Below are 22,786 nucleotides of genomic sequence, written 5' to 3'. Positions count from 1 at the left end.
CCCCGCCAACTCACGTGCTCACTCGCCAAGTGAAGCGAGGCCGACGAACACCACTCAAGAGCGAATGGGACGGGAGCGGCGTCGCGGCTGCCCCTTCGCCGTTACCCACTCCGGCGACACCAAAGGCGAACCTCCGTTGTCAGTGGCATGGACCAACGTCCGTGTTCGCCATTGACAGGAGGAGCCGTGGACACACAGACGGGCTGGTCGGGGGTCCGGGAACGTGTAATCGCGCTGGTGGAGGCCCGGCATCGGACACGCGGCTGGGGGCCTCCCCAGCACCCCGTCTTCGAGCCGGTCCTGACTGCGGCAGAGATCGCCGAGGTCGAGGCCCAATACGGAGTCGAACTCCCCAAGGAGTACCGCACCTTCTTGGCGGAGGCCGGCGCGGGCGGACCCGGACCCGAATTCGGGCTGACATCGTTGCGCCGGGTCGACGGGAAATGGGGCTGGGTCCGGGAAGACGGCGCCCCCGTTCCGCTGGACCCGAGCGAGCCCTTCGTGGAGACGGAAGAATGGGCCGACCAACAACTGGCAACCCTTCGTGCTGCCGGGTGCGAGCCCACCACCCGCGACGAGGACGACGACTACCTCGACGACTACTGCAAGGTTTTCGGCGACGCCGCAGACCGGGTCTGGCACGAGCAGCGTGATCGGGGCGCGATCCTCATCAGCGACAACGGGTGCGGGATGACCAGTTGGCTCATCATCGTCGGCCCGCACCGTGGAGAACTCCGCGACCGGGACGTTGGGACCAATCCGCCCTACGTACCGTTCGTCGATGTGCACGGAAGCCGCCACAACTTCCGCACCTGGTATCTCGAATGGCTCGAGCGAAGCGAGAGGGAAGCTCTGGGGTCCTGGGAGGACGGTGCTGACCCGCAGTAGTTCCCAGGTCGGCGGCCTCCGATGTCCAGCCCATGCGGGCACCGGCAGTTCCCTCCGCGCCACCCGCCCACTCCGGTATCCGTCCCTAACTCACCGCTCCGCTCGACCTGGGCGGCCACACGACCGGGAGAGAGACAACCACTTACCTGGCACCCCTCGCCGACTACGGCGCTCAGCTTTGGAACCGGCCCCGGTCAGGGTGGGACGCATCAGCGGCGCCGCTGGTCGGCGCGGAGTTCGAAGTCGCCGTAGCTGTTGTCGACCGGGTTGACGGTGACGCCCGGTGCGACGATCCCGTCGATGGCGTCGAGCACCTCGGAGGACAGGGTGACGTCGGCGGCGGGCAGGAACGCCTCCAGCTGGTCCATGGTGCGCGGGCCGATGATCGCCGAGGTGACGCCGGGGTGGTTGATGACGAAGGCGACGGCGAGTTCGATCAGGGAAAGGCCGGCCTTCTCCGCCAGGACGGCGAGCTGTTCGACGGCGTCGAGCTTGCGCTGGTTGGCGGGGGTGCTCATGTCGAAGCGGGCCTGGGGGCGGGCTGCGGAGGCGGGGCCTTCGGTGGCGTTCTTGCGGTAGCGGCCCGAGAGCCAGCCGCCGGCGAGTGGGCTGTAGGTGAGGGTGCCCATGCCGTGGCGGCGTGCGGTGGGCAGGACGTCCTCCTCGATGCCGCGGACCAGGATCGAGTAGGGCGGCTGCTCGGTGACGAAGCGCTCCAGGTTCCGCTCGCGCGAGGTCCACTGGGCTTCGACGATCTGCGAGCCGGAGTAGGAGGAGGAGCCGATGTAACGGACCTTGCCCTGGCGCACGAGGTCGGTGAGGGCGCCGAGGGTCTCGGAGACGTCTGTGTCGGGGCTGGGCCGGTGGACCTGGTAGAGGTCGATGTGGTCGGTGCCGAGCCGCCGCAGGGAGTTCTCGACCGCGCGGATGATCCAGCGGCGCGAGCCGCCACGCTGGTTGGGGTCGTTCTGGTCCATGGGCATGAAGAACTTGGTGGCCAGGAAGACGTCCTCGCGACGGCCCTTCAGCGCCTTGCCGACGATCTCCTCCGAGACGCCGGCGGAGTAGACGTCCGCGGTGTCGACGAAGTTGATGCCCGCGTCGAGGGCGCGGTGGATGATCCGTACGGAGTCGGTCTCGTCCTCGTTGCCCCAGGGGCCGAACATCATCGCGCCCAGGCACAGCGGGCTGACCTGGACGCCGGTACGGCCCAGGGGTCGGTACTGCATGGAGTGGTTCTCCTCTTTCGTGTGGGGGTCAGTCGTTGCCGGAGGGCACGACCGTGCCGGTGGTCGTCCAGCTCGCGAGCAGGTTCAGGGCCTGCTGTTCCGGGGAGTCCGGCTCGGGTGTGTAGAAGTTGAGGCGCAGGCCGGGGTCGGAGGGCAGTTCCATCGCCTCGTAGGGCAGTGCGAGATCGCCGACGAGCGGGTGGTGGAGGTTCTTCAGGCCGGAGCGGTGGAACTTCACGTCGTGCCGTGCCCACCTGCGGGCGAAGTCGCTGCTGCGGGTGGTCAGTTCGCCGATCAGGTCGGTGAGGGCCCTGTCGTGCGGCGCGCGGCCCGTCTCGGTGCGCAGGAAGGCGACGGCATCGTCGGCGCCCTTGTCCCAGTCGACCCAGAAGTCCTGGCTGGCGGGGTCGAGGAACAGGAAGCGGGCGCTGTTGACCGGCCCGCGCTGCGCGAACAGCGGTGAGTCGAACAGAGGCGCGTACAGCGCTCGTCCCAGGGCGTTGGCGGCCATGATGTCGAAGCGGGCGTTGCGGACGAACGCCGGCACGCCGGTCATCGAGTCGAGCAGCCGCAGGATCGTCGGCCGGACGCGCGAGGAGGTCACCGCCTGCCGCCTGCCGGACGGGCTGGCGGCGCGGGCCAGATCGTAGAGGTGGGTGCGTTCGGCCTCGTTGAGCTGCAGGGCGTGCGCGAGGGCTTCGAGGACCGAGTCCGAGGCGCCGGCGAGGTTGCCGCGTTCCAGGCGGATGTAATAGTCCACGCTCATGCCTGCCAGCAGGGCGACCTCTTCGCGCCGCAGCCCCGCGACACGGCGGTTTCCGCCGTAGACCGGCAGCCCGGCCTGCTCGGGGGTGATCCTGGCCCGCCGGGTGCTGAGGAACTCCCGCACCTCGGCGGCCACGTCCTTCTTGGTGTGGTCGGTCATGCTCATTTCCTGGTGTCCTTGACTGTCGCGCCCTCGGCGGACAGCTCCCGGCGCGAGCCGTCACGGCGGAAGCCCGTCTCGGGCGTCGCCCGAACGCCGGCCGGCACAGCGGTCCGGGAACGGGGGCCCGGCTCTGACCGGGCTAGTCACGTCGACCGCCGGGCCGGACCCGACCTCGAGTGGAGGGGCACGGCGGACTCCTCTCGATCGGCCTGCTCGGTGTGCCGGCTCCTCCACGGTAGGTCGGCCCGGACAGGCCTGCGAGGTACCGCCAGTACCTGGAAGAGCAGTGACTCCCACTGCCCCCGCGAGGTGCCGTTACCTGGGAGAAGCCACAGACCGGCGGCCCGGGATCGGGCCGCACTCCCGATCGACGCGAGGAAGACCGTGCGCACAGCAGCCACCCACGACACCGGCGACGCCCCCGCCGGGCCGGTCGCCGACTCAAGCCGTCCGGGCGGGCCGAGCGGCGACAGGACCACCACCCCGCGCCGCCGGGCGCGGCGTTCCCCCGGCGGCCCGGCCCGTTCGACGCTGATCCTCGCGATCATCTGCGTCAGCTACTTCATGGTCATCCTGGACAACTCGATCGTGTTCACCGGGCTGCCGCAGATCCGCTCCGACATGGGCTTCTCCGAGACGGGCCTGTCGTGGATCACCAACGCCTACGTACTGGTCTTCGGCGGGCTGCTGCTCCTGGGAGCGCGCGCCGGTGATCTCTTCGGCCACCGCAAGGTCTTCCTGTACTCGCTGGTGGTTTTCTCGCTGGCCTCGCTGCTGGTGGGCGCCGCCCAGAGCGCCTGGTGGCTGATCGCGTCCCGGGCGCTGCAGGGCGTCGGCGCCGCCGTTCTTGCCCCGTCTGCGCTCTCCCTGCTCACGCGCAGCTTCGCGGAGGGCAAGGCCCGCAACCGGGCAATGGCCGCCTACAGCGCCGTGGCCGGCCTCGGCGCGGCGTTCGGGCTGGTCGTCGGAGGTTTGGTCGCGGACCTGATCTCGTGGCGGGCCGGGTTCTTCCTGAACGTCCCCATCGGCATCGTGATGATGGTGCCGGCGGTGCGCTTCCTCCCCGAGACCGCCCGCCGGCGGGGCCGTTTCGACATCGCAGGTGCGCTGCTGGCGACCGCGGGCTCGACCGCGCTGGTCTGGGGCATCGTGAACGCCGCAGACCACGGCTGGACGGCACCGGCCACTTGGCTCCCCCTCGCGTCGGGCGCGGTGATGCTGGTCTTGTTCGTCGGGGCGGAGCGGCGGGCCGCGCAGCCGATCGTGCCGCTGCGGCTGTTCGCGAGCCGCGAGCGGTCCGGCGCCTACGTCACCCGGATGCTCTACATGGGCGCGATGATGGGGTTCTTCTTCTTCACCGCGCAGTTCGTGCAGAGCGTCTACGGCTGGACGCCTCTGCAGGCCGGCCTGGCCTTCCTGCCGATGACGCTGGTCAACTTCGTCTTCGCGGTCCGCGTACCCCGGCTGCTGGAGCGGTTCGGCAGGCCCCGGGTCCTGGCCGCGGGGGTCGCGCTGACGACCGTGGGCATGGCCTGGCTGAGCCGCCTGGACCTGCACACCCCCTACCTGACCGGTGTGGCCCTGCCGATGGTGATCATCGGCGCCGGCCAGGGCCTGGCGCTGGCCCCGATGACCTCCAGCGGCGTCGACGGCGTCGCACCCGAGGACGCAGGGGCCGGCTCGGGCCTGGTCAACACCGTGCACCAGATCGGCAGCGCACTGGCCCTGAGCGTCCTGACGGCCGTGGCCGCCACCGTCTCCACCGGTCACGCGGCCCCCGACATCGCGGCCCGCTCCGCCACCGCGCTGACGGGCTCCGCCGTCCTGCTCGCCCTGGCCGTCGCCGCCGTCCTCACCCTGATCGTGCCCGTACGGGCGTCCCGCAAGTAAAGGACTACGTGATGCAGACCCTCACCCTCAACAACGGCGTCGAGATGCCCGCCCTCGGACTGGGCGTCTTCCAGACCCCGCCCGACGAGACGATCGCCGCGGTCACGGCCGCGCTGGAGCTCGGCTACCGGCACATCGACACCGCCGCCGCCTACGGCAACGAACGCGAAGTCGGCCAGGCCCTGCGCAACTCCGGCGTCCCGCGCGACGAGATCTTCGTCGAGACCAAGATCTGGATCAGCGACTACGGCTACGACGAAACCCTGCACGGCTTCGACAAGAGCGCCGCCAAGCTAGGCCTCGACCACATCGACCTGCTCATCCTCCACCAGGCGCTCCCCTCGGACTTCGACCGGACCCTCGACGCCTACCGGGCGCTGGAGAAGCTCCTGGCCGACGGCAAGGTCCGCGCCATCGGCGTCAGCAACTTCATGACCGACCACCTGAGCGCCCTGCTCGATGCCACCGATGTCGTCCCGGCCGTCAACCAGCTGGAGATCCACCCCTACTTCCAGCAGCGCGCCGTCCTCGACTTCGACACCGCCCACGGCATCCTCGACCAGGCGTGGTCCCCCATCGGGGGCATCACCTTCTACCCCGGCTACGGCGAGGACCGCCGAAGCGTCCTTCAAGACCCGGCCGTCACCCGCATCGCCGACGCGCACGGCAAGAGCCCCGCGCAGGTGCTCCTGCGCTGGGGCCTCCAGCAGGGCCGCTCGGTCATCCCCAAGTCCATCAAGCGGCACCGCATCGCCGAGAACATCGACGTCTTCGACTTCGACCTCGCCGCGGATGAGCTGTCGGCCCTGGACGCGCTGGAGACCGGCAGGCGCGGCGGCCCCGAGCCCGAGAACGTCACCCTCGCCGACTACGGCCGCGCCATCCCCGAAGCCTGACCTTCACCCCGTACGACCTGCAAGAAGGAACCACGATGTCCACCACCGTCAGCGCGTTCGGCGCCCACGAGGCCGGTCAGCCGCTCGCCCCCGTCACCATCGAGCGCCGTGACGTCGGCCCCCACGACGTCAGGCTCGACATCCTGTACTGCGGGATCTGCCACTCCGACATGAACTTCGTCGACGGCTCCTTCGGCCCGCTCCCGGTCAGCCCGCTCGTGCCCGGGCACGAGATCGTCGGCCGCGTCACCGAAACCGGCTCCGCCGTCACCCGCCACGAGGTCGGCGACCTGGTCGGCATCGGCTGCATGGCCAACTCCTGCCGCGAGTGCGAGAACTGCCGGGCCGGGCAGGAGCAGTACTGCCTCAAGGGCCACACCCTCGTCTTCGGCAGCCCCGACCCCGCCGAGCCCGGCGCCCACACTCAAGGCGGCTACTCCGAGACGATCGTCGCCCCCGAGGACTTCGTCGTCCGCGTCCCCGAGACCCTCGACCCGGCCGCCGCCGCGCCGCTGCTGTGTGCGGGCATCACCGTCTACGCGCCGCTCAAGCGGTTCGCCGCCGGTCCCGGAACCAAGGTCGCGGTCGTCGGCCTCGGCGGCCTGGGCCACCTCGGCGTGAAGATGGCCAAGGCCATGGGTGCCGACGTCACCGTGCTGTCCCGGTCGGAAAGCAAGCGCGAAGCCGCCGCGGCCCTCGGCGCCGACCACTACGCCGCGACCGGCGACGGCACCGCCTTCACCGAGCTCGCCAACACCTTCGACCTCATCCTCAACACCGTCAGCGCGCCGATCTCACTGGCGGACCACCTCGGCCTTCTGCGTCTGCACGGCACCATGATCAGCGTGGGTGTCACCACGCAGCCGATGCCACTGGACGTCTTCCCCCTGCTGCAGAACGGGCGCTCCTGCGCCGGCTCCCTGTTCGGCGGCATCGCCGAGACGCAGGAGATGCTCGACTTCGCCGCCGAGCACCAGGTCACCGCCGACATCGAGCTGATCGGCGCACAGGACGTCAACACCGCCTACGAGCGGATCAACGCCTCCGACGTCCGCTACCGGTTCGTGATCGACGGCTCGACCTTCACCGGGCTGAAGGCATCACACAGCCGGCCCGTTCGGACATGAACAGCATCCTGATCATCGGCGGCACCGGCAGTATCGGACGCCTCGTCGCCGCCCGCCTGCTCGAGCTGGGTCGCCTGCCGCGCGTGCTCACCCGCGACCCCGACCGCGCCCGGCGGTCGCTGCCCAGCGGCGTCGAGGTGGTGGCGGGCGAGCTGGCCGACCCGACGGCCGTGCGCGCCGCCGTCGCCGGCGTCGAAGCCGTCGTGATGACCCACGGTGCGCCCTACGGGTCCGGCGACTACGCCGCGGTCGACTACGGCGCCGTACCCGCGGTGCTCGACGCACTGGACGGACATCGCGTGCCCGTGGTGCTGATGAGTTCGATCGGGGTCACGGCGACCGGCGGGCAGTCGCGGGAGCTGCTGGGGTGGAAGCGACGCGGTGAGCGCCTCCTGCGGGCCAGCGGCCTGCCGGACACGATCGTCCGGCCCGGCTGGTTCGATGCCGGGAGCGGCCCGCGTCAGCGGGTGGACCTGCGCCAGGGCGACCTGACCGAGTACGGGCCCGTCCGCCGCGGCCACGTCGCCGAGACGATCGTCCAGGCCCTGCTGACCCCGTCGGCGAGGGGCAGGACCGTGGAGGTCTTCTCGGCCGACGGCCCGGCTGTCACCGACTGGCCGGGCGCGTTCCTCGCAGCCGATCCCGACCGGCCGGGCGACCTGGACGGTGCCCGCGACCGGCCCGGAGCGCGGCCGGAGGCAGAACCCGAGCGTGTCCGCGCGGACCTGCGACGTCACGCCCACATCTCCCGACACCCGATATCCGACATCTGAGGAGACAGTCATGAAGGCAGCCATCTTCCGGGGCGAGAAGCACATCGAGCTCGGAGAGCGCCCCGACCCCACCGTCCAGGAGGCGACCGACGCCGTCGTCCGCGTCGTGCGGGGCTGCGTGTGCGGTTCCGACCTCTGGTACTACCGAGGCATCAACCCCCACAAGGTGGGCAGCATCGGCCACGAGTACGTCGGCGTCGTCGAGGCGGTGGGCGAGGACGTGAAGAACCTGGCGGTCGGCGACTTCGTCATCGCCCCCTTCACCTACAACGACGGCACCTGCCCCGCCTGCCGGGCCGGGTTCGAGTCCAACTGCGAGCACGGAGGGGCCTTCGGCGACGGCGAGAGTGACGGCGGACAGGGCGAGAAGGTCCGCGCGCCCTACGCCGACGCGACCCTTGTGAAGGTCCCCGCGCCGGCCGACGGGTTCACCGACGCCCAGCTCGCCTCCTTCACCGCACTCTCCGACGTCATGTGCACCGGCTACCACGCCGCCGTGAGCGCGGGCGTGAAGCAGGGCGACACCGTCGCCGTCGTCGGTGACGGCGCAGTCGGCCTGTCGGCCGTGCTGGCCGCCAAGCTCCTCGGCGCCGGCCGGATCATCGCGCTCAGCCGTCACGCCGACCGGCAGGCTCTCGCGAAGGAGTTCGGCGCCGGCGACATCGTCGCCGAACGCGGGGACGACGCCGTCACGGCCGTCCTCAGTCTCACCGACGGCGCCGGCGTCGACGCCGCGCTCGAATGCGTCGGCACCGACCAGTCCATCGAGACGGCCGCCGGCATCGTCCGCGCCGGAGGCATGATCGGCGCCGTCGGCGTCCCGCTCTACGAGAAGTTCGAGTACAAGACCCTCTTCTGGAAGAACATCGGCATCAAGGGCGGCGTCGCCCCCGCCCACCACTACATCCCCGAGCTGCTGCAGCACGTCCTGGACGGAACGATCGACCCCGGACGCGTCTTCGACTACTCCACCGACCTCGACCACATCGCCGACGCCTACGCCGCCATGGACGAGCGCCGCGCGATCAAGTCACTCCTCACGGTCAGCCGGCCGTAAGCCCAGACCCCTGCACCGGTCCGATGGGGCGACAAGCGCAGCCGTCATGCCCCTGGCGGGCCGACTGTCATAGGGGAGTTCTAGAGTCCTGCGCATGTCCCGTCACACTCCCAACCATCCGGTGGACGTGGAGAGCCTGTTTCCTGAGCTGCTCCCCTTCCGCCGTCAGTCCGTCCGGCTGCATCCGCGTCCCGGTTCTCCGGACTGTAAGGACAGTTCTGTCGGAGGTCCTTTGCTCTGGCCTGCCGAGGAGGCGTGGCCGGTGTGCCGGGAAGAGCACTACGCCATGGACACCGCGAGTCGGCTGGAACCCCCTGTGCCCATGGTTCCCATCGTCCAGGTCCATTGTGTCGACGCGCCCGGCGTGCCCTTTCCCGAAGGCACGGACCTGCTGCAGGTCTTGTGGTGCCCCTACGGCCACGGCGAGTTCTGCTACCCCTTGCCCCAGGTCTACTGGCGGGACTCCGGTGCCGTCGGCGACGTACTGCCGACCCCGGCACCAGCGGCTGGGCTGGACGAGGACTGGTACCCGGCCCCCTGTGTGGTCCACCCCGAGCAAGTCACCGAGTTCCCGAGTCGGGACCTGCCGGACGAGGTCTACGACGTGCTCAGAGGCCGCTTCGACGCACTGCTCGCCGAAACCGGCCTGTACTACTCCTACCACCTTGCGGAGGCCCCCGGGATCAAACTGGGTGGCTATCCGAGCTGGGATCAGGAACCGGTATGGCCCGACTGTGAAGGGTGCGGCAGCCGGATGGAGCACCTTCTGACCGTGTCCAGCTGGGAATTCGACGGCGAGTCCTGGCGCACGTGGCTTCCCGAGGAGGACCGGGCCGACGAGAGCGAACCGGGCGGCCGACGATGGAAGGACAACGCCCACAATCCTGCCGGACTGCACCTGGGCGACGCCGGCGGTGTCTACATCTTCGAGTGCCGTACCTGTCCTGAGCGCCCCATCGGGCACTGGTTCGACTGCTCGTGACCTTCGGGCGCCAGCACACCGGCTCTGTAAACCCGAGACGGCCCCAGACGGGTTCCAGGCACCTGAACTGCGGGTTTCTCAGTAGTCGAAGAGCAGACCCGACGTTCACCCTCTAGACCGAATGTCAGGACACAAGAAGGCCGGCGCTCAGTCTGCACAGAGCGACTGGCAAGATGCCGGCCCCGGTTTCCGGCCCGGCTTGGCGGATATGGTCGTCTGGGGTCAGACGAACGGGGCTGACGCGCTGTGCTGGGTCACCTCGGACCCTGACCCGGAGCGCTGGCCAGTGGCAGTGTGGGCACGTCAGGGCGGAGGGTGGGCCGTTTACGAGTGCGGTATGGCGGAGTTCATCCTGCGCGTCCTGCGTTCCGACTTTGATGAGTGTCCGCTCAGCGTCACCACGCTGTGGAGCCGGGGTAGCGCCCGCTTTCTGAACTTCAGGGACGAGGAAAGGCTTCTGGATGAGGGAGTGGATCCCTGGACCGGCAAGTCAACGGACCCCTTCGCGGACCTGTGAGTCGGGCGGGCTGCTGACCTGGCCCACGCGGTCGAACGCACCGTGACCGCTCATCGGTCCTGCCTGATACCACCGCCGTCGGAGCAATGCGAGCCTACGCCGGCGGCAACGCCCGAGGCCGCCTTCAAGGCGGATACCGGCGCCGAGAGCTGATTTTGATTGCAAAGCGAGAGTGAAATCATGAAAATGTGGATGCTCATCGGTGAGTTGATGCGCGCGAGGACACGCGAGTATCTCGCTTCTTCGCCCTTGGATCCCGAGGAAATGCCCGCACTGAGGCCCCCGGGGACGTCTGCACAGATCGAGGCACTGGAAGCCAGAGCGGGACAGTCGCTGGATCCGGAGTACCGGAATTTTCTGTCCCTGACGGACGGGTTGGACGGATTTCGGATCACGATGCCGCTCATGGGATGCCGTGACTGGGAGGATCCGGAGCGGAGCCAACTGGCCTTGATGTTCCGCGACATGGTCCTGGAGACCGGTCCACTGGACGAGGTTGGCCTGCCGTCTGCCACCCAAGTCTTTCCTGTCTTCGTCAATGTTGACGGATCTGCGGGTGTCCTGATGCTCGGTGGTAGCAGGACGGCAGAGCATTACTGGTGGACCGGTGCTGGAGACAACATGTTCTTCCACACCTTCAGTGACCTCATCGCTTACGTGGTGGACTCATCTTCTTACACCCCGAGACAACTCTTCGAGTGACGCGTCGGGGCAGTGGCCCTCGGCTCTCTTTCAAGCTTGACGATGTGAAGTCCTTGAGGGGCCGCACCGCAACCGATCATGGAACATGCGGGGCGAGCCGGTTTCCCGTTGGGGTGGTCACCCTTCGGATCCAGAGGGCGAGGACATCCGGATCGCGTCCGTCGGCCAGCTCTCCATGACCTACTTCGCCAACCGCGCCATGCACCACCGGTCCCATCCTGGACATCGCCTGGCTCGGATGGACGACCTCGTCGTCAAGGCTCCGCCCTGGGATTGTCAGAAGCCGGGGCGGAGCCGTTCTGCATCGGAGATGCCGCCTATGTCCAAGGTGCGGCGTCCGCACGCCGGTTGGACACCCAGCGTCTTCGCTGCCAGTCGGCCATCCCTTCTGGGGCGCCGACCCCAGGAGGGCAACAGTCCATCGAGTCGTGGGTTCCGATCGCGCTCGACGCCCCCTGCCTCATCGTGGCCACCGCGCAGAGCTGGAAACCGCCGCTGGCCCAGATCACCGAATTCGCCACGTCTGCCCCCGCGACAACCGTTAGCGATCAATCGGAGATCCACAGGTCTTGACAGTTGCTGGTCGGCGCAGCCGTCGGCGTCAGTTGCAGCGCGGGCGCCGTCTTCGCGGCCGTGATGGGGCTGCACCGGGATGCCGACATCAGCTTTGACACGGCGCTGAGTTACCACCTCGACGTTCTTCTCACCGCGTCCATCGACGCTCGACCGAACGGCAAGCCCGATCACCATCCAGCCGCAGGACGCCGTGTTCTGCGGCAACAGGATGGGACACAGGCACTGATCAGAGCCGGCGAGGTAGTCGAGTCCGGCATCTGTCTTCCGCATCGGTGCGGCACTTCTTCAGGACACCGCGGGCCAAGGAACGCAGCCCGTGTGCCGTGTCGAGTGAGTCGGTAACCGCCTGGTGCGCGGTTTGCCGTACGAAGCCGAGCGAGCGTCGTCCAGGACCGCGCCGCAGCAGGCCCTGGTAGACGTCCAGGTGCCGCTGGGCTATGCGTGCCGGGTCGAAGCGGGCCGCATTCCTCAAGGCGGCCTCGCCCATGCGACGCCGGAGTTTGTCGTCGCCGATCAGTTCGAGCAGCGCAGCCGCGATGCCGTCCACGTCTCCCGGGCTTGTCAGGCGTCCGTCGACACCGTCTTCTATGATCTCGCGTGGTCCGACCGGACAGTCCGTGGCGACGATGGGGAGACCGCAGCGCATCGCCTCGACGATGGTCATGCCGAACGATTCCCGGTCGGAGGTGGACGCGGCGATGGAGCCCTTCACCCACTCCGGTTCGAGGGGGTTCACCTGCCCCATGAGGAAGATGTGGCGGCTGAGTCCGAGATCGCGGATCAGTACAGACAGGGCGTGTCTCTCGTTGCCGGTGGTGTCTCCACTGCCGAATATCCGCAGCTGCCAGTCCGGATGAGCGGTGACGACCTGGGCGAAGGCTCTGACGAGCAGGTCATATCGCTTCACGGTATTGAGCCGACCCGCCGCTACGACGAACTTGCCGGTGCCGTCAGCTGGTTCCACAGACGCGGCGGGAACGCTGTTCGGTATCGCCTCCACTCTCACACCGCGCAGGCCCAGTCGCCGGTAGGCGCGGGCATCGGCTTCGGTCACGGTGGTGAGGGCGTCCAGCATTTGGTAGTGGTGTTGTATCTCGTGGCGCAACCGGAAGCCGTGGCCCGAGAGCGTGAGGTGCTCCTGTCCCACCCTGATGGCGGCGCGCTGCGCCTGGCGCGCGATGTGCACGTTCAGTCCGGGCCTGGTTCCGACGATCACGTCGGCGTCCAGTCTCTTCAGGTGCTGGCCGATGCGTTCGTCGGTGAGGCGGCTGTACTGCGTGTGCCGGCCGTCCGCGCGCGGGAAGACCCTGGCGGGCTGGGTGTTGCGGGGATCGTCGCCGTCGTAGTCGGCGCAGGCAGCGCGCAGGTCGACCAGAGGGGTAAGGCCTACCTTGGCGGGTGCGCCCATGAAGGGCACGTCGCGATGCCGGAACACCGAGATGATCTCCACATCGTGGTGCTCCGCCAGCGCCGCGGCGAGGTTGAATGTCGTCCTGATCGTGCCGCCGATGCCATAGGCATTGTGGAGCAGGAAGGAAATGTGCATGCGGGAGACGTTTCAGTAGGGAGCCGGGGGGTGGGACAGCAGTTGGGAGGTGCTGTACGTCGTTCTGTTCAGCAGTCTCGTCGGCGGCGGGTTCGCGTTCGCTGGACGAATGGATCGGTCGGGACTCGGGAGAGGCCATGCCGATGTCAGCCGATCGGATGATGCACCGGACCCGGGTGGCCGGTAGACGTGGTGAGAACCGACCCGTGGCGAAGGGTCTGCGCAGAAGGATGAACAAGCGGTGACGGAGCACGACGGTTCGGTTCTGGGACGTGCCGATCCCGACGGGTGGTGGATCGAGGTGGCCATGCAGGCCGCGTTCGTTCTCTTGCTCGCGGGTTCCATCGGCCGGCTGCTCACCTACGATGGGCCGGACGGCCATACCGGATGGAGTCTCGCGCTCTTCCTCGTCTTCGGCGTGCTCCACCTGAGCGGACCGATCTGGGCGCCCGCGCCTTGGCATGGCGAGCGGCCCAGCACCCGGCACCTGATTCGGCTGGGCATGCTGCTCGCCGTCTGGCTGGTCCTGCTCGCCCTCGAACCGAGCGCGACATGGTGCACCATGCCCCTGCTCTTCACCGGTGTGCACCGGTTGCCGGTGCCGCTCGCGCTGCCCCTTGCCTCAGTGCTGACGCTCCTCGTGGTCGTTTCCGAACTCCGTGTGGCGAGCGGCCTGTTCAACCCCAACCTGGTGATCGCCCCGGTCGCCCTCGGGACCGTCGTCACAGCCGTACTGCTGCACAGTCGGCGTCTGGCGGACCGGCAGCGCCTGCTCATCGACGACCTGGTCCGCGCCCGGGGTGAACTGGCCGCGAACGAGCGGCGCACCGGTGCTCTGGAGGAACGGCAGCGGCTGTCGGCCGAGATTCACGACATCCTCGCCCAGAGCCTGTCCAGCCAGCAGATGCTGCTGCAGGCCGCCGAACGCCAGTGGCACATCGCGCCGGACACCGCGCACGAACACATCCGCGAGGCCGCCGCGAGCGCGGGCCGCGCGCTGGCGGAGGTGCGCCGGTTCGTCCGCGACCTGGTCCCGCTCGATCTCGATGGGAACACTCTGGTGCACGCGATGCGCGCACTTGCCAAGCAGCCTGCTGTGCCGGGGACCGATGGGGAGCCCGCGTCCGGCCCGGCCGTCGAGTTCCGGCTGGACGGCACACCCGGGAACCTCCCCGAGGCGGTCGAGACAGCGCTGCTTCGTGTGAGTCAGGGCGCCTTGGCCAACGTACGGGAGCATTCTGGGGCGACCCGGGCTGTCATCACGCTGACCTGTTCAGAGGACTCCGTCTGCGTCGACATCGCCGACAACGGCCGCGGCTTCGAGCCGGGCCGTATCCCGCACCGCCGCGAGGCCCGCACACGCGGCCACGGTCTTCCCCTGATGGAGAGCAGGGCGAGACGGGCCGGAGGAACACTCCGCGTGGAGTCCGCACACGGTGAGGGAACGGTCGTGACCATGTCCGTGGCCCTCGGACCGTACGACGGCGCCGCCGCTCGCAGCACGCTCCCGGCAGAGGAGACACCATGAGATTCCCGCAGAGCCCCGAACACGGCCAGAGGGCCGAAGGATCGGCTCCGACCAGCCATGCCGAGGACCTCGAACCGACCGGCACGGACTTCGCCCGCGAACCCGCCACCGTCCGTGTCCTTCTCTGCGACGACCACGCCGTGGTACGGGCCGGACTGCGGGCGCTGCTGTCCAGCACCGAAGGAATCGATGTTGTCGGTGAGGCCGCGAGCGGGGACGAGGCATTGGCGATGACCCTGCGCCTGCGGCCGGACGTGGTGCTCATGGACCTCCAACTCGGCGACGGCACGGACGGGGTGACGGCGACACGACGGATCGTCGCCACCGCCGCGCCCGGTGCGCGCGGCAGACCTGCACCGCAGGTCCTGGTCCTCACGATGTTCGACACCGATGCCGACATAGCCCGCGCCCTGGCGGCCGGCGCCACCGGATACCTGCTCAAGGCGGAGCGACCGGAACTGTTGTTCGCCGCGATCCGGGACACCGCCGCCGGGCGCACCGTGCTGTCGGGAACCGTCGCCGATCGGATGATGTCCCGGATCCGCACGCCTGGACCCGCCCTGACCCAACGGGAACGGGGCATCCTCGGCCAGCTGGCCGGCGGCCTCACCAACCGGGAGATCGCGCGGGTCCTCTTTCTCAGTGAGGCCACGGTCAAGACCCATCTGGGCCGCATATACACCAAGCTGGGCGTGCAGACCAGGGCCGCCGCAGTGGCGAAGGCCGCCCAGCACCGCCTGCTGCCGTGAGGAGCCAGGCCCACGAGAGCGGACGGCCGGGCCGGGCTTTCTCCACGCTCTGCGCGACGGCGGCGACGGCGGCGACGTCGGGAAGGTCGTGCGGAGCCTGTGCCCGTCGGCCTCGGGCGAGGGTGTCCGCCGACGTGGTGCACGCGAGCCGGGCCACGGACCGCAACTCGGTATCCGAAGCGCCGGCACGGCTCGGCACGGCCGGCGACTGGTCGACGGCGACGACGAATGTGGCGAGCTCGTCGAGCCTTCGTCGGTCCCCGGGGAATGCCTCGTCGCCCGGTCCGCCGCGCGGTCACCGACGCGAGTCGGCGATACGGCCAGGACCTGGGTGCACCGGGCGGCGCTGACCACGTTCCTGGCGCCGTACCGTGAGAGGTGGTCCGCATCACCCTGAGGTGAGGTATCTGCGCCCTCCGTAACAGGTCTGCAACCGGGGTGGCGGCCCGCGACCGTCCGCCCGCATCGCGACGTCGCCCCCGCCGGCTGTGCGGCCACACCGGTCACGGCCCGGCGCGACCTGACAGCGCGCCTGCGTTACCTCACTCCGAGCGACCGGGCGCCAGGGACGGTCGCTCAGGCAGCTCGGCGATCGCCGCGGGTGGACCGGGAACTCCCGGACAACCCGCCGCCCTCACTGGCCCGGTCGTGACAGGGCCAACTGGTCCTTGACCCACGGATCGAACACCGCCAGCCGGTGGGCCGCCGAGGGGTAGAAGTCCGCGAGCTGTCCGGCGATCCACGGATCTGCGGCCTGCTGCGCTGTCCCGTGTCCCTTGCCACCGGCCGTGGCGACGGAGACCTGGTGATGCTCGCCCGCCTCTGAAGTGGCCGCCATGGCAGAGCTGCCACCAGCCACAACAACGCCGCCGGCAAACGCGGCACAAACAACTGCGCTCGTGATCCGTCGCGTCAACTTCATGCTCTTCTCCTCCTGGCTCCGCCCGGCCTACGCGATCACCGTGCGATGCGGGTCGCGCAGCGGTGCGGAAGCAATCGTTCCGGTTGATGTGCCTACCCCCTCGCGCTCCTCGCACACCCGTGCTCTCATGACGCGTCCAGTTCCGGGCTGATCCGGGAACGAACGGCGACGGTTCGGAGCGACGTGCCCCGTTCGAACGCCCTCCTGCGCCCCTACGCGGCGGTACGGGGCGATCGGCCTTCCGGGCCCCTGCGGCTCCACGCCCCGACCGGGCCCCGCTCCTCCTCCACCGCCGCCTGCCGGTCCTACGACGCCGGGAACCGGCCGGACCACAGAAGATCGCGGCCCGCGCGCTCGCCGCCCCACGCCGCACCACAAGCCGAAAGCACGCGTCGGAAGCCACCGGGCCCGGCGGTGCGGTGATCCGGGTCCGCGGTCCCGCCCACGTCCGTGACACCGGAGAATGTTGTTGTTTTTGCCGTCGAGTCCGCGACCACACTCCGCGTCCCGCTCGCCGGTACCAACCGGGTTCCTGAGGAGGGACTGTGATCACCGTCGTCGGCGCCGGCTTGATGGGCGCGGCCACCGCCTGGCAACTGGCACGCCGTGGCCATGAGGTCACACTGATCGAGGCCTACGACATCGGGCACCGGCGCGGCAGCTCGCACGGCAGCTCACGCATCTTCCGGCGGGCGTACAAGGACCCCTTCTACATCCGGCTGACCGGGCAGGCCGAGGAACAGTGGCGGGAACTGGAAGACGACAGTTCCACCCGCCTGCTGCGCAAGACCGGCGGCCTGGACATGGCCGAGCGCGGAAGCCCGGAGGCGATCGCCGGGCTGCTCGGCGCGGCCGGCGTGCCCCATGAACTCCTAGGTACGCGAGCCGCGGCGGAACGTTGGCCGCACATCCGTGTCACGGGACCCGTGCTGTACCACCCGGACGCCGGCGTGGTCGACGCGGACGCCACCGTGCGGGCCTGCGTGCGGCGGGCGATGGACCACGGGGCGACGGTGGTCCTCGGCGCCCGGGTCAGCGGTATCGACGTCCTGCCCGACGGGCGGGTGCTGCTGCACGCGGACACGGGCCAGGAGACCGTCACCGACACGGTGGTGATCGCCGCCGGAGCCTGGCTGCCCGAACTCGGACTGCCCGTCACCCTGCCGTCGTTGCGGGTGACCCAGCAGCAGGTCTTCCATTTTCGCCAGCGCGATCCGGACGTCCAGTGGCCCACCCTGGTCTGGGACGGAGAGCTGCAGCTCTACGGGCTGCCGTCCGGGACCGACGGGGGCCCGTCTCCCGCGGTGAAGGTCGCCGAGCACGACCGGGGCACGCCCACCACCGCCCGTACGCGCAGCGGGGTCGTCGACGCGTCGTCGCGGAGCCGGGTGAGCGGTTTCGTCCGTGACCGGTTGCCGGGCCTCGATCCGGACCCGGTGGCCGAGGCCACCTGCCTCTACACCACCACGCCCGACGAGGACTTCGTCCTGGACCGGCACGGACCGTTCGTCATCGCCTCTCCGTGCTCCGGCCACGGCGCCAAGTTCGCCCCGCTCATCGGCGCACTGGCGGCGGACCTGGCCACCGGCCGTGCCGCACCCCACCCGCGCTTCCGTCTGGGGCGCCCCGCGCAGGAGGGCCGCCGGTGACCGAGCACCAGGCGGGCGACGGCCACGCCGCCGTCTCGGCGCAGGCGGCGTAGAAGATCCCCGCAGCCGCAGCCGCAGCCGCAGCCGCAGCCGCAGCCGCAGCCGCGCCACCGCCCGATAGTCGGCGTGATCATCACTTCCGTGCGCACCCATGGGCCATGATCGGCCATGAGCTGGTCGCCGAACTCCGGCGTCCCGGTGCCGCGTTGGTGGTCCAAGGAAAGACGCCCCGCTTCCCGCGGGGAAATGCAGGTGCAGGGCCTGCCCGGCGCTCGATCACGGGGCCCGTCCGCACACTGCGGACGGGCCCCAGACGTTCGGCGTGTGCGACGAACTCGGCGGCACCGCAGCGCGAAACCCCTGCGGCTGGCACGGCAAGGCCGGCCGGAGACCTGTTCACCGCCGACAACCGATCGAAGCCCGGCGACGCCTCAGGCGGCGGGGGCCGTGCCGTGGCGTGTGAGGGCGTCGGCAACTGTCGTTCCAGGCGCAGCATGAGCATCGATTGCACTGGCTCGTGGCAGCATCTCGGTACATGGGCGGGAGAGAGAACAGCGACGAGGCGTACGTGCTCGATCTGTGTGACGAGGCCCTCGGCGAACAGGGCCTTCGCGAGTACCGGTTCGAGTGGCTGCTCGGAGATCCGGGAGCCGCGGGGCGGCGGACCAGACTGCCGGTCGACAGCTACTGGCCAGAGCACAAGCTTGTCGTGGAGTACCGCGAGATACAGCACGACCAGGCCACGCCGTTCTTCGACAAGCCCGGGCGCCTGACGGTGAGTGGAGTGGAACGCAGCGAGCAGCGGGCGCTCTACGACGCACGACGCGACGCGGAGATCCCCGCCCACGGCCTGCGCCTGCTGGTGATCCGGCCCGCCGACCTGGACGCCAACAGCCGGGGCCGACTGCACCGCAGGGACCACAAGGCCGACCTCAAGGCGGTTCGCAGCCTTCTCGCAGCAGCACAGGGAACGGGCGTGTCACCGCAGGCCAGTTGGGCGAGCGACGAAGACAGAGTCGTCGACGCCTTCCGGCGATGGCTGGTGGCAGAGGGTTGGACTCCAGTCCCACCCACAGATCCCCACACCGACATCGAAGCCGTACGAGGCGCTCAGCGGCTGGTCGGCGAGGCCAAGGGGCGGACCACGGAACCCGGCACCGATGCAGACATCGCCTACGGACAGCTTCTGCGCCGCATGACCGAAACAACCCCAGGCACCCACTATGCCCTTGTCGTGCCGTCCTCCTCCGTGTTCCACGCCTTGAGGGTGCCGCCCTCAGTGCGGAGCCTGCTCGAAATGAGCGTCTACGAGGTCACCGACGACGGCTTGGTACGGAGGTGCGAGACATAGCCCAGCGCAATCGAAGACCTGGACGCTGCTTGGCGTCAGCCGTCAGGCTCCCTCCGGGCATGGTCGGTCACGAGCCGTTCAGCTGTCCCTGTCGTGCTCGTGGCGGATGGCCCCGCACAGTCGCTGTAGGTCGGCGGCGAGCCGGGCTGGTCCGTGCTTGGTCTGCTGCCGCAGCGCCTCGACCAGGTCGGCGATGTCCATGGGGGTGCGGGCGGGACTGGTGGTGGGGCGGGAGGAGTGGTCGAGCAGTCCGTTCTCGCCGTGGGCGCGCCGGCGGGCGTACCACTTGGCCAGGCAGCGGCGGGAGGTCCCGGCTCCCGCAGCGACGTGCGGGATCGGGCGTTCGGCGTCGCCCCGCAGACACAAGCGCAGGCGTCCTTCGGGGGACAGCGGTGCGTTGCGATGTCCCCTGCTGGTGGCGCTCCTGGACTCGGTGGCCGCGTTCATGGGGAGCCCTGGGACCCCAGGGCTCCCCATGAACGCGGCTGTGTGTGGCGTCAGCGTGTGAACTTCTCGATGGCCGCCGGGGTGACGGGGGTGAAGAAGTTGACGAGGTTGCCGTCGGGGTCGCGGAACAGCAGCGACCGGTTGCCCCAGGGCATCGTGGTGGGCTCGTTGACGAAGTCGGTGACGAAGCCGGTCAGGTTCTGGTGAACGCGGTCCACGTCGTCGACGAGGAACTCGGTGATCACGCTGTGGTTGTCCGCCGGGCGGGCAGAGCCCGGGGCGAACAGCGGGACGGTGCGGGTGCCGGCGATCGCGAGGGTGGCGCCCGCGGTCTTGAGTTCGGCGAAGTCCTCGGTGGCCCACGTCGCCCGCGCCCCTGTGGCTCGCTCGTAGAAGTCGACGAGGCGTGCGACGTCGCTGGTGATGATGCGGATCGAGACGAAGTCCATGGGAATCTCCTTGGCCGTGCTGGAAGCGTGCTCGTCGCAGGCTAGGAGAAATAGTGGACAGAATCGGTCCTGTATTCGCGTTAGGCTGCCACCATGTCTCGACCCACCGGCCGCGTGCTGACACTCCTGGAGCTGCTGCAGTCGGGCGGCACCCGGACTGTGACCGAGCTCGCCGACCGTCTCGGCGTCGAGGGGCGCACTGTGCGCCGGTATGTGGACCAGCTGATCGACCTGGATGTGCCCGTGGAGTCGGTGCGCGGCCGCTACGGCGGGTACCGGCTGGCCCCCGGGTACCGCTTGCCTCCGCTCATGCTCAGCGACGACGAGGCGCTGGCCGTGCTGCTCGGCCTGGTCGCCGGCCGCCGGGCAGGGCTGACGACGACGGAGCGCACGGCAAGCGAGACGGCATCGGCGAAGATCCGGCGGGTGCTGCCCAAGCACCTCGCCCGTCGGCTCGACACACTCCTGGAAGCTCTCGCCTTCACGGATCAGCCCGGCGAGTTCGACACCCCGGACGCCGGGGTCCTGCTCACCATCGCCGATGCGGTGCGCCACCACCGACCGGTCTCGATCCGCTACACCGACCGCGGCGGACGGCGCAGCGAACGCATCCTGCACGCGTACGGGATCGTCGCCCATGGGGGCAGGTGGTACGTCACGGGCAAGCACGCCCAGACCGGCGAGGACCGAACCTTCCGGCTCGATCGCATCGCAGACGCACGGACCCTGCCCGGCTCATTCGAAGCACCCGTGGGTCCCGGTCCGGCGCAGCGCGTGTTGTCAGGGTTCGCCACGGCCGAGTACCGGCATGAGGTGACCTTGCGGATCCACGGGACGGTTGAGCAGATCCGCGCCCACCTTCCGGCCAGCGTCGCGAGCCTGGGGGAGCACGAGTCCGCGGCCGGCGAGGACTGCGCGACCGAGCGCTGGCTGCGCGTCGAGCTGCGGGCGGAGCGGCTCGACTGGTTGCCCCCGGTACTCGCCTCACTGGACCGGCCGTTCGTCATCGAGCGCCCCGATGAACTCCGCGACCTCGTCACCGCGCTCGCCGATCGCCTCACGTCCTACGCCGCCGGGCCTGGCCGCGAGGAGCCAATGTCATGAGATGGCACAGCTGGACAGCGCCCCTTCACGACCGTCGGGCCCGGACCTCTCGCCAAAGGTCCGGGCCCGAGGCGTGCCCACGGCCGGTCAGAGGTTGCGGGTGATGAACTGGTCCCACTGGTGCAGCCAGTCCCCGTGCTCGTGACTGCCTGTCACCACCGAATGTGAGACAGGGCCGAACGTTTTACAGCCCCGGCCTGCCGCGCCTGCGGGCGGCCGACGCCGCCACGACTGCCGACCGGCTCGCCGCGGAGGCGCCCGCCAGGATGGTGGGCGACGTCGACCAGGCCGGATCACGCACACCTGGACAGCAGCGCGCGCCGGACCGCAGGCACGGCTTCACCTGGGCCGGTGTCGTGGCAGCTGCGTAATGAAACCTGCTCGCGCGGTGAGCGGTGAACTCATGACGACGCAGTACGGACCAAATAACGCACCGAGATTGCGCACACGCTCCGGAGCGGTCAGATCTGGTTGAGGCCGCCGTCTACGAACAGCTCTGATCCGGTGACGAAGCTGCTTTCACTGCTGGCGAGGAACAGAGCGGCGGCAGCGGCCTCGTCGGGGTGTCCCATCCGGCCCAGTGGCACCTGGCTGGCGAAGGCGTCCCGCATTTTCGCGGCCTCGGCGGCGTCGGCAGCCAGTCCGTTGATACCCGGCGTGACGATCGGCCCGGGTACCAGGGTGTTGACCCGGATGGCCCGACCGCTGAGTTCGTTGGCCCAGGTGCGGGAGAGGGAACGGACTGCGGCCTTGGATGCGGCGTACACGCCGAAGGCGGCCCCGCCTGAAGTCGCCGCGGTCGATCCGGTCAGGATCACCGACGCGCCGTCGCTGAGGAACGGAAGGGCCTTCTGAACGGTGAAGAGCATTCCCCTGACGTTGATGTTGAACGTCGAGTCGAAGTGCTCCTCGGTGACCTGTTCGAGAGCGGCGAATTCGCCGCCACCTGCGTTGGCGAACAGCACGTCGATGGACTGCCCCCGCTCGGCGACGGCTGCGTAGAGGCGGTCGATGTCCCCGAGGTCGGCGACATCGCCCCTTACCGCGGTGGCCCCGTGGCCGATCTCGGCCAGGGCGGCGTCGAGGGCCTCCTGTCGGCGGCCGGTGATGAACACGTGGGCGCCTTCGCGCGCGAATCGCTTGGCAGTGGCCAGCCCGATTCCGCTGTTGCCTCCGGTGACGACGGCCGTCTTTCCGTCAAGCTGTCCCATGATCATTACTCCTGTCCGGTGCGGACATCGTCCGCGCACCAAGCATCACTGAGCGTTTTCGGCGTGGCCACTGATCAAGTGACGGGGCGGTGTGAGGTCGGGGTGCGCAACGGACAGGGCTCCCGTGCCGTTGAGGGAGGTGTTCGACGTCTCAACTCATGAGCATGAGAGCCAATGCCGCGGAGTTAAGGCTTATCTCTGCAGGTCAACCCGCTTTCTGCCAATGGTTTTGGTGCATCGGGCAGGAGGGTGTAGGCCCCTCTGC

The 22,786-nt window shown here is 69.4% G+C and carries 22 protein-coding genes; 15 read left to right on the top strand and 7 right to left on the bottom strand.

Features of this window, described 5'->3' with window-relative positions; translation table 11 throughout:
- Positions 1–186: 186 nt before the first annotated feature.
- Positions 187–888: an SMI1/KNR4 family protein gene (locus tag ACZ60B_RS36740; RefSeq protein WP_469395002.1), complete on the top strand. Its 702-nt coding sequence runs from the start codon at positions 187–189 to the stop codon at positions 886–888.
- A 209-nt stretch (positions 889–1,097) separates the two neighbouring features.
- On the opposite strand, the gene ACZ60B_RS36735 is transcribed toward ACZ60B_RS36740, so the two are convergent.
- On the bottom strand, positions 1,098–2,117 hold the full coding sequence (locus ACZ60B_RS36735) for an aldo/keto reductase (protein WP_469395000.1): 1,020 nt from the start codon (positions 2,115–2,117) through the stop codon (positions 1,098–1,100).
- A gap of 28 nt (positions 2,118–2,145) precedes the next feature.
- Positions 2,146–3,042, bottom strand: a complete 897-nt coding sequence (locus ACZ60B_RS36730; protein WP_469394998.1) for a helix-turn-helix transcriptional regulator — start codon at positions 3,040–3,042, stop codon at positions 2,146–2,148.
- A 387-nt stretch (positions 3,043–3,429) separates the two neighbouring features.
- Here ACZ60B_RS36730 and ACZ60B_RS36725 point away from each other — a divergent pair, with 387 nt between their 5' ends.
- The 8 genes from ACZ60B_RS36725 (at position 3,430) to ACZ60B_RS36690 (ending at position 10,989) form a co-directional block, all read left to right on the top strand.
- Positions 3,430–4,935, top strand: coding sequence for an MFS transporter (locus tag ACZ60B_RS36725; protein WP_469394996.1), 1,506 nt, complete (start codon positions 3,430–3,432; stop codon positions 4,933–4,935).
- 11 nt (positions 4,936–4,946) lie between these two features.
- Complete coding sequence (locus ACZ60B_RS36720; protein WP_469394994.1) at positions 4,947–5,831, top strand: aldo/keto reductase; 885 nt, start codon at positions 4,947–4,949, stop codon at positions 5,829–5,831.
- Positions 5,832–5,866: 35 nt separating this feature from the next.
- Positions 5,867–6,958 (top strand): NAD(P)-dependent alcohol dehydrogenase, encoded by a 1,092-nt coding sequence (locus ACZ60B_RS36715; protein ID WP_469394992.1) that lies wholly within the window; start codon positions 5,867–5,869, stop codon positions 6,956–6,958.
- Positions 6,955–7,731: an NAD(P)H-binding protein gene (locus ACZ60B_RS36710; RefSeq protein ID WP_469394990.1), complete on the top strand. Its 777-nt coding sequence runs from the start codon at positions 6,955–6,957 to the stop codon at positions 7,729–7,731. The genes ACZ60B_RS36715 and ACZ60B_RS36710 overlap by 4 nt, the downstream gene beginning before the upstream one ends.
- A gap of 10 nt (positions 7,732–7,741) precedes the next feature.
- Positions 7,742–8,788 carry a zinc-binding dehydrogenase gene (locus ACZ60B_RS36705; protein ID WP_469394987.1) on the top strand — a complete coding sequence of 349 codons (1,047 nt, stop codon included), beginning with the start codon at positions 7,742–7,744 and terminating at the stop codon, positions 8,786–8,788.
- A gap of 322 nt (positions 8,789–9,110) precedes the next feature.
- Positions 9,111–9,770 carry a DUF1963 domain-containing protein gene (locus ACZ60B_RS36700; RefSeq protein WP_469394985.1) on the top strand — a complete coding sequence of 220 codons (660 nt, stop codon included), beginning with the start codon at positions 9,111–9,113 and terminating at the stop codon, positions 9,768–9,770.
- Positions 9,771–10,107: 337 nt separating this feature from the next.
- On the top strand, positions 10,108–10,287 hold the full coding sequence (locus ACZ60B_RS36695) for a hypothetical protein (protein ID WP_469394983.1): 180 nt from the start codon (positions 10,108–10,110) through the stop codon (positions 10,285–10,287).
- Between the two features lie 180 nt (positions 10,288–10,467).
- Positions 10,468–10,989, top strand: a complete 522-nt coding sequence (locus ACZ60B_RS36690) for an SMI1/KNR4 family protein (RefSeq protein WP_469394981.1) — start codon at positions 10,468–10,470, stop codon at positions 10,987–10,989.
- A gap of 802 nt (positions 10,990–11,791) precedes the next feature.
- Here the strand turns inward: ACZ60B_RS36690 and ACZ60B_RS36685 are convergent.
- Positions 11,792–13,111 carry a glycosyltransferase family 4 protein gene (locus ACZ60B_RS36685; protein ID WP_469394979.1) on the bottom strand — a complete coding sequence of 440 codons (1,320 nt, stop codon included), beginning with the start codon at positions 13,109–13,111 and terminating at the stop codon, positions 11,792–11,794.
- Between the two features lie 307 nt (positions 13,112–13,418).
- Here ACZ60B_RS36685 and ACZ60B_RS36680 point away from each other — a divergent pair, with 307 nt between their 5' ends.
- Complete coding sequence (locus ACZ60B_RS36680) at positions 13,419–14,639, top strand: sensor histidine kinase (protein WP_469395040.1); 1,221 nt, start codon at positions 13,419–13,421, stop codon at positions 14,637–14,639.
- Positions 14,636–15,388 (top strand): response regulator, encoded by a 753-nt coding sequence (locus ACZ60B_RS36675; RefSeq protein ID WP_469394977.1) that lies wholly within the window; start codon positions 14,636–14,638, stop codon positions 15,386–15,388. Before ACZ60B_RS36680 ends, ACZ60B_RS36675 begins: the two co-directional genes overlap by 4 nt.
- 634 nt (positions 15,389–16,022) lie before the next feature.
- On the opposite strand, the gene ACZ60B_RS36670 is transcribed toward ACZ60B_RS36675, so the two are convergent.
- On the bottom strand, positions 16,023–16,226 hold the full coding sequence (locus ACZ60B_RS36670) for a hypothetical protein (protein ID WP_469394975.1): 204 nt from the start codon (positions 16,224–16,226) through the stop codon (positions 16,023–16,025).
- 629 nt (positions 16,227–16,855) lie between these two features.
- Between ACZ60B_RS36670 and ACZ60B_RS36665 the strand changes: the two genes are divergently transcribed.
- Both ACZ60B_RS36665 and ACZ60B_RS36660 read left to right on the top strand, forming a co-directional pair.
- Positions 16,856–17,959, top strand: a complete 1,104-nt coding sequence (locus ACZ60B_RS36665) for an FAD-dependent oxidoreductase (protein ID WP_469394972.1) — start codon at positions 16,856–16,858, stop codon at positions 17,957–17,959.
- Between the two features lie 505 nt (positions 17,960–18,464).
- Complete coding sequence (locus tag ACZ60B_RS36660; protein WP_469394970.1) at positions 18,465–19,310, top strand: hypothetical protein; 846 nt, start codon at positions 18,465–18,467, stop codon at positions 19,308–19,310.
- A 78-nt stretch (positions 19,311–19,388) separates the two neighbouring features.
- Here the strand turns inward: ACZ60B_RS36660 and ACZ60B_RS36655 are convergent, their stop codons facing one another.
- On the bottom strand, positions 19,389–19,757 hold the full coding sequence (locus ACZ60B_RS36655) for a leucine zipper domain-containing protein (protein ID WP_469394968.1): 369 nt from the start codon (positions 19,755–19,757) through the stop codon (positions 19,389–19,391).
- A gap of 50 nt (positions 19,758–19,807) precedes the next feature.
- Positions 19,808–20,206: a VOC family protein gene (locus ACZ60B_RS36650; protein ID WP_469394966.1), complete on the bottom strand. Its 399-nt coding sequence runs from the start codon at positions 20,204–20,206 to the stop codon at positions 19,808–19,810.
- 93 nt (positions 20,207–20,299) lie between these two features.
- On the opposite strand from ACZ60B_RS36650, the gene ACZ60B_RS36645 reads away from it, so the two are divergent.
- The gene (locus ACZ60B_RS36645; RefSeq protein ID WP_469394964.1) at positions 20,300–21,310 is read left to right on the top strand and encodes a helix-turn-helix transcriptional regulator; all 1,011 of its coding nucleotides are present in this window, start codon (positions 20,300–20,302) and stop codon (positions 21,308–21,310) included.
- Positions 21,311–21,474: 164 nt separating this feature from the next.
- Positions 21,475–21,681 carry a hypothetical protein gene (locus tag ACZ60B_RS36640; RefSeq protein WP_469394962.1) on the top strand — a complete coding sequence of 69 codons (207 nt, stop codon included), beginning with the start codon at positions 21,475–21,477 and terminating at the stop codon, positions 21,679–21,681.
- Positions 21,682–21,771: 90 nt separating this feature from the next.
- Here the strand turns inward: ACZ60B_RS36640 and ACZ60B_RS36635 are convergent, their stop codons facing one another.
- Positions 21,772–22,521, bottom strand: coding sequence for an SDR family oxidoreductase (locus tag ACZ60B_RS36635; protein WP_469394960.1), 750 nt, complete (start codon positions 22,519–22,521; stop codon positions 21,772–21,774).
- Positions 22,522–22,786 lie beyond the last annotated feature (265 nt).

This window comes from Streptomyces sp. NPDC104096 (assembly GCF_055584385.1).
This window is presented reverse-complemented; position numbering and strand designations above follow the sequence as displayed.

Bases quoted from the DNA above. Each gene is read 5' to 3' on its own strand.
- ACZ60B_RS36735 (WP_469395000.1), bottom strand. From the start codon at position 2,117: ATGCAGTACCGACCCCTGGGCCGTACCGGCGTCCAGGTCAGCCCGCTG.
- ACZ60B_RS36730 (WP_469394998.1), bottom strand. From the start codon at position 3,042: ATGACCGACCACACCAAGAAGGACGTGGCCGCCGAGGTGCGGGAGTTC.
- ACZ60B_RS36720 (WP_469394994.1), top strand. From the start codon at position 4,947: ATGCAGACCCTCACCCTCAACAACGGCGTCGAGATGCCCGCCCTCGGA.
- ACZ60B_RS36715 (WP_469394992.1), top strand. From the start codon at position 5,867: ATGTCCACCACCGTCAGCGCGTTCGGCGCCCACGAGGCCGGTCAGCCG.
- ACZ60B_RS36710 (WP_469394990.1), top strand. From the start codon at position 6,955: ATGAACAGCATCCTGATCATCGGCGGCACCGGCAGTATCGGACGCCTC.
- ACZ60B_RS36705 (WP_469394987.1), top strand. From the start codon at position 7,742: ATGAAGGCAGCCATCTTCCGGGGCGAGAAGCACATCGAGCTCGGAGAG.
- ACZ60B_RS36700 (WP_469394985.1), top strand. From the start codon at position 9,111: ATGGTTCCCATCGTCCAGGTCCATTGTGTCGACGCGCCCGGCGTGCCC.
- ACZ60B_RS36695 (WP_469394983.1), top strand. From the start codon at position 10,108: ATGGCGGAGTTCATCCTGCGCGTCCTGCGTTCCGACTTTGATGAGTGT.
- ACZ60B_RS36690 (WP_469394981.1), top strand. From the start codon at position 10,468: ATGAAAATGTGGATGCTCATCGGTGAGTTGATGCGCGCGAGGACACGC.
- ACZ60B_RS36685 (WP_469394979.1), bottom strand. From the start codon at position 13,111: ATGCACATTTCCTTCCTGCTCCACAATGCCTATGGCATCGGCGGCACG.
- ACZ60B_RS36680 (WP_469395040.1), top strand. From the start codon at position 13,419: ATGCAGGCCGCGTTCGTTCTCTTGCTCGCGGGTTCCATCGGCCGGCTG.
- ACZ60B_RS36675 (WP_469394977.1), top strand. From the start codon at position 14,636: ATGAGATTCCCGCAGAGCCCCGAACACGGCCAGAGGGCCGAAGGATCG.
- ACZ60B_RS36670 (WP_469394975.1), bottom strand. From the start codon at position 16,226: ATGGCGGCCACTTCAGAGGCGGGCGAGCATCACCAGGTCTCCGTCGCC.
- ACZ60B_RS36655 (WP_469394968.1), bottom strand. From the start codon at position 19,757: ATGAACGCGGCCACCGAGTCCAGGAGCGCCACCAGCAGGGGACATCGC.
- ACZ60B_RS36650 (WP_469394966.1), bottom strand. From the start codon at position 20,206: ATGGACTTCGTCTCGATCCGCATCATCACCAGCGACGTCGCACGCCTC.
- ACZ60B_RS36645 (WP_469394964.1), top strand. From the start codon at position 20,300: ATGTCTCGACCCACCGGCCGCGTGCTGACACTCCTGGAGCTGCTGCAG.
- ACZ60B_RS36635 (WP_469394960.1), bottom strand. From the start codon at position 22,521: ATGGGACAGCTTGACGGAAAGACGGCCGTCGTCACCGGAGGCAACAGC.